This window comes from Nocardia arseniciresistens (assembly GCF_046764875.1).
GTDB classification, from domain to species: Bacteria; Actinomycetota; Actinomycetes; order Mycobacteriales; family Mycobacteriaceae; genus Nocardia; species Nocardia arseniciresistens.
Genome location: NZ_JBKORD010000046.1, coordinates 1 through 1,021, shown reverse-complemented (window position 1 = coordinate 1,021; position 1,021 = coordinate 1). Strand labels below are relative to the sequence as shown.

Genomic DNA, 1,021 nt, shown 5'->3' with positions numbered 1-1,021 from the left:
TGACCGGGTGCGTCCGCTGCATATCTACGATATCGCCTACGTCATCTACACCTCCGGATCGACCGGACTACCCAAAGGCGTCGCAGTCACCCACCGAGGACTCTCCAGCTGCGCCACCGAGCACCAAAACGCCATGAACATCGAACCCGATTCCCGTACTTTACATTTGGCTTCACCAAGCTTCGATGTATCGGTACTCGAATTGTTGCTGGCGACATGCAGGGGCGCGACAATGGTTATCGCACCCAGCGACGTCTACGGCGGCGACGAACTCGCCGAACTCCTCGACCACGAGCACGTCAGCCACGTCCTCATCACACCTTCGGCGTTGTCCACCATCGACCACACCCGTTGGCCGCTAACGGATTTGAGACACCTGGCAGTCGGCGGCGAGGACTACGGCACAGAGTTGGTCGAACGCTGGAGCAACGGCCGCGACATGCTGAACGATTACGGTCCGACCGAGGCAACGACCACGACAAACCAGAGCACTCCATTGGTACCGGGTGAGCTGATCACGATCGGTGGCCCGATTCGCGGTGTCTCGGAATGGGTATTGGATCAGCGACTGCAACCCGTACCCGTCGGTGTAGCGGGTGAGATGTATATCGGAGGCGCTCTACTGGCCCGCGGGTACTATCGCCGGGCAGCTTTGACAGCCGAGCGTTTCGTAGCGTGCCCGTGGATGCCCGGTGAACGCATGTACCGCACCGGAGACGTGGTCCGGTGGACGGCCGACGGATCAATCCAACATCTCGGCCGGTCCGATTTCCAGGTAAAGATTCGTGGTCTACGCATCGAACTCGGCGAGATAGACGCAACACTCGCCGCCCACGAGACAGTCGGTTTCGCCACCACAATCGGCCACCACAACGATTCCGGAGCCGTATCGTTGGTCTCGTATGTCGTTGCGGCACCTGATAACTCGATCGACACCGCAACCCTCACCGAGTACCTCGCCCATCGGTTACCGTCCTACATGGTCCCCTCGGCGATCATGGTGCTCGACCGCATCCCGTTG

1 protein-coding gene is annotated in these 1,021 nt (G+C 60.1%); it reads left to right on the top strand.

The features are described from left to right. Window positions 1–1,021: AMP-binding protein (locus ACLMAJ_RS38005; protein WP_412018761.1), on the top strand; the 1,021-nt coding region annotated here is incomplete at both ends.